Origin of the sequence: Francisella sp. 19X1-34, from assembly GCF_041102755.1 — a bacterium.
GTDB lineage: Bacteria > Pseudomonadota > Gammaproteobacteria > Francisellales > Francisellaceae > Francisella.
In genome coordinates, this window is sequence record NZ_JBGCTX010000105.1 from 1 (window position 1) to 4,126 (window position 4,126).

Genomic DNA, 4,126 nt, shown 5'->3' on the forward strand with positions numbered 1-4,126 from the left:
TTTTTCGCTTATTTTAACCTAAAAACACTACTAAACCCTTAATTTACAATGCTTTTAATTCCGAACTGAGGTTATTACTAAACTCTGTGACAAGTGTTGGTTTTGTTTGTTGTGTAGACTTTGAGAAAAAGTTTGGTGCTACTTGTGTAATAATAGGCTCGGGAATAGTACCCATCTTTCCAATAAGATCAAGCATACCAAAATATTCATTTTTACTTTTTTCGGGCTCTATCCCCATAAAAGTATCCATAAGAACCATAAACTTAACTCTTTCAGGAACTTTTAATGCCATCTCTACTGCCCACATGCCACCGACAGAAAGTCCTACTATTCCAAATTTTTGTATGCCTAGATGATCTAATAAACTCAACATCTCATTGGCAAGGTCTCCAAGACTCTCTGTATCCTCTGGCACACTTCCAGAATCGCCATGCCCCCATAAATCTGGAACAATACAGCGATAACTTTTACTTAAGCTTTCTATTTGAGGTTGCCACATTTTATTTGTCCAGAGAAAACTATGGCCAAATAATATTGGAAAGCCTTCACCACTATCTAAATAATTTATTTCACTATTCTTAAGTTGTAATTTTTTATACATTTTATAATTCCATTATTTATTTTCATAAAGTAACTTTATCGATAAGTAAAATATCGACTTTTATAAAACCAGTATATCGATCAAAGCGCTATATTTGTAACAAGGTAGTACCCAAATTTATGAGTTTTATATTAAAGAAGCTGCTTCAAGACTATATTGCTAAGGATTATGTAACAGGTATAATTAAAATTCATTAAATATCAGTTATATTAAAAGGAAGCTTCTATGAAAAGTAATGTAGCTACTTTTTCCATACTAATATTAGCATTACTACTATTTCTAACAACCCAAGATCTTAAAATGCTTAGTATGGTTGGTATTGCCTTTATGCTAGGCCTTAGACATGGTTTTGATGCAGATCATATAGTAGCTATAGATAATGTAACTAGGCAACTAATAGCTCAAAATAGAGCAAGTTTTAAAACTGGATTATTTTTTGCCCTAGGCCATTCAACAATTGTCTTTTTACTTACTTTACTTATAGTTATAGGTTTTAGCTTTGCAAATATCGAAAAAACAAGTGTTTTGGATATTGGTGCATTTTTTGGAACTGTTGTATCGGCAATATTTCTCCTAATAACAGGTACAATAAGTCTTATGTCTCTAAGAAACCTTCTAAAAAATAAAGACTCTTCTAGACATGACCACTCTTCAAATTCACTATTAACAAAACTTTTTAGACCTTTAATAAGGATAATAGATAGACCATATAAAATGTACTTTGTTGGCTTCCTATTCGGTTTAGGGTTTGATACTGCTACTGAAATTGCTCTTTTAAGTATGGCTGCAGCAAATATCCTAAATGGCTTATCTATTTGGTATGTTATGCTACTACCTATCTCATTTGCTCTTGGCATGATTATAGTAGATTCTATTGATGCGGCATTAATGTCAAAAGTTTTGCGTATAAATACAAAAGAACAGAGATTTTATCGTTATAACATTATAATACTGTCTATTATGATAACTGCTGCTTATATTATCTCATTAGTTGAACTACTAGGATTACTAAATACAAATGTAGTAACAATTAATTTAATCACAGATTTTATTAGTAATAATTCTCCTATTATTGGATTTAGCTTAGTTACTATCTTCTTTGTGTTTTTTATGTTTAAATTTGCAAACAACTATTCAAGAAGAAAGCTAAAATAATATTTGTAGTGACAGATCATTAGTTTGTCTTTTTTGGACTGAGCACGCTGCTACTCTACATAAACTTATTTATCATAAAAGGTAAAAAATGAAACAAAAAACTCTAATACTTGGCATTGGCTCTCCCTTTGCAGATGATCAGTTTGGTTGGTTTGTCGCAGATAAACTTACTGAAATTATAAAAGAAAAAAATATCCAAAATGTAACTGTAGAAAGTGCTGACAGGCCTGGGTTAAATTTACTGACTTATTTAGATAGTGACTATGATAAAGTTATCCTAGTAGATGCTGTATATGCAAAAGTTACACCTGGAACAGAGTTCTACTTTAAGGCAAAAGACATTCTAAGTTTTGATGGTTTTTTATCTTCACATAGTGTTGGTGTTGCTCCATCTTTAGCATTAGCTGATGCTATTGGTATGGATATTAGCAATGTTGAGTTTTATGGAGTAGAAGGTCAAAGAATTCTTGAAAAAGATGAGATTCTTTCTGATGTGATTAAAAATAAAATAAATATCATGGCAAAAAGTATTATCAAAAGCCTAACATAAATAATCTAATCTTCTATACAACTATTTTTCTTGATACGAACACGTTCAACCTGAGTTAGTACAGCAACTTCATCAAATACTGTCCATTCTTGATATATTTTACCATTAACTATCTGATAATGGCTCTCACCAATAATCAAAATATCTTCATTTGTTGCAGGGCCAAAAACTCCAAAATTGGAATGTTTACCAACCAAACTCCATCGTACAGCAACATCTGTATTTGTAGTAGGCGAGTTAGAGCAAACATAATCAATTGAAAAGTTCAGGTCAGATAATGTACTTAAAATCTCTATATAAAATTGCAAAATTTCAGTATGCCCATTTAGCTCACGCTTTCTTGTTGTATATAAACGAGCATCTTCTGCATAGGCTAAGAAAATATCTCCAAATAAGTTAGCATTCCAAACATTTTGTAGTATGCTCCTTACAAGATTTTCTGGATTAGAATCTTCGTGGATTATAGGAAGTCTAGTTTTGCTTGCGGATCCTTTTAAACGTTTGATTTCTGAATTAAACCATTGTCTTGTTGCATTATCCTGATCACTTAATGCATTTTTTTTAGCTACTTCAATAGGATCATAACCAAGCTGCTGACATAGAGCATAATTATCCCTAACAAGCCACTCTTCAATAATTCTATTATCTTTAATAATACAATGAGCTATAACTTGAATAACTGCTTTTTTTCCAGTTGCTGGACCATATTCACTATCTCCAAGATTTGTCATATGAGTGCTTATCAAGTGAGAGGAGTGATAGCCTTCATTATCATCTCCCCCCCAAATTATATTGTCTGCATGTAACGTACGATCAGGAAAAGATGCTAATGTCTTAATTGTATTTTCTGTTACAACTTTATAACCTGCACAAACACCAGCTAAAGTATATACCGGACAATCTTCAGAGTAATAGTCATAGCACAAGCCTATTTGCTTACCTTCCCATATTCTATAAGTTATTCTCTTTATATAATCTACTATATCTATAAACTCACTATCAAACCCCTTCATTCGAGCAGTTTGAACACTATCAGATTTGGCATTATCAAAGTGACCATCTAACCTATTATCCATTTTATCTCCTCATTTGTATTATTTATTAGTAAATCTAGCCTATCTGAACATATCAGACTAGTTATAATAACCGCTTTTTAATCTTTGAAACTCTGAACTAGGACGAGCATTGAATGTACAATAATTACTCTAGTTAAGTTTAGTCTGCTAAATAACTAACATCAACAATGTTTATAGTAGAAAATATTGCTATTTAATATTTTAGATTTGCACTATTTAAAGTAAAGTTAAACTTATAATAAATGAACTTTCTGTTTTATAATGTCGCATTTAAACTTCCCTTTTAATCAAGACTTACTTAAAAACAAAATAGCTCTTGTCACAGGTGCTGGAAAAGGTATAGGAAAAGCTTGTGCTTTATCATTAAGCCAGGCAGGAGCAACTGTTATTGCTATTGCTAGAACTCAAAGTGACTTAGACAAGCTTTCAGCTGAGGCTGATGGAAAAATTAAAATACTCTCAATAGATGGAACTAGCAATGAATTTATAGACTATATAAATAAACTAGATAGCGTTGATATCCTTGTAAATAATATGGGTTCAAATATCCCCAAACCATTCTTAGATATCACAAATCAAGAGCTCGATAAACTACTAAACCTTAATGTAAGATCTCTATATACGATCACTCAAGCTGTCGTAAAGAAAATGTTAGAAAATAATATTCAGGGACTGTTGAAATCTGATATTAATTTTAAAATTGTTTAAAATATACTGAAAAGTAATATATGATTTTTTTATGTT

General features: G+C 31.2%; 5 protein-coding genes. 3 read left to right on the forward strand and 2 right to left on the reverse strand.

The window, feature by feature from the left end; genetic code table 11:
- Nucleotides 1-43: 43 nt before the first annotated feature.
- Complete coding sequence (locus tag AB8E56_RS11205) at nucleotides 44-601, reverse strand: alpha/beta fold hydrolase (RefSeq protein ID WP_329481135.1); 558 nt, start codon at nucleotides 599-601, stop codon at nucleotides 44-46.
- Nucleotides 602-826: 225 nt separating this feature from the next.
- Here AB8E56_RS11205 and AB8E56_RS11210 point away from each other — a divergent pair, with 225 nt between their 5' ends.
- Nucleotides 827-1,756, forward strand: a complete 930-nt coding sequence (locus tag AB8E56_RS11210) for a metal transporter (RefSeq protein WP_329481136.1) — start codon at nucleotides 827-829, stop codon at nucleotides 1,754-1,756.
- Nucleotides 1,757-1,844: 88 nt separating this feature from the next.
- Nucleotides 1,845-2,306, forward strand: a complete 462-nt coding sequence (locus AB8E56_RS11215; RefSeq protein WP_329481138.1) for a hydrogenase maturation protease — start codon at nucleotides 1,845-1,847, stop codon at nucleotides 2,304-2,306.
- A 5-nt stretch (nucleotides 2,307-2,311) separates the two neighbouring features.
- Here AB8E56_RS11215 and AB8E56_RS11220 read toward each other — a convergent pair whose 3' ends face one another.
- Nucleotides 2,312-3,382, reverse strand: coding sequence for an ester cyclase (locus AB8E56_RS11220; RefSeq protein ID WP_329481140.1), 1,071 nt, complete (start codon nucleotides 3,380-3,382; stop codon nucleotides 2,312-2,314).
- 261 nt (nucleotides 3,383-3,643) lie between these two features.
- Here AB8E56_RS11220 and AB8E56_RS11225 point away from each other — a divergent pair, with 261 nt between their 5' ends.
- Nucleotides 3,644-4,090 (forward strand): SDR family NAD(P)-dependent oxidoreductase, encoded by a 447-nt coding sequence (locus AB8E56_RS11225; protein ID WP_329481142.1) that lies wholly within the window; start codon nucleotides 3,644-3,646, stop codon nucleotides 4,088-4,090.
- The last annotated feature ends 36 nt before the right edge of the window (nucleotides 4,091-4,126 follow it).

Coding starts and splice junctions, on each gene's coding strand:
- AB8E56_RS11225 (WP_329481142.1), top strand. CDS start 3,644: ATGTCGCATTTAAACTTCCCTTTTAATCAAGACTTACTTAAAAACAAA.
- AB8E56_RS11205 (WP_329481135.1), bottom strand. CDS start 601: ATGTATAAAAAATTACAACTTAAGAATAGTGAAATAAATTATTTAGAT.
- AB8E56_RS11210 (WP_329481136.1), top strand. CDS start 827: ATGAAAAGTAATGTAGCTACTTTTTCCATACTAATATTAGCATTACTA.
- AB8E56_RS11215 (WP_329481138.1), top strand. CDS start 1,845: ATGAAACAAAAAACTCTAATACTTGGCATTGGCTCTCCCTTTGCAGAT.
- AB8E56_RS11220 (WP_329481140.1), bottom strand. CDS start 3,382: ATGGATAATAGGTTAGATGGTCACTTTGATAATGCCAAATCTGATAGT.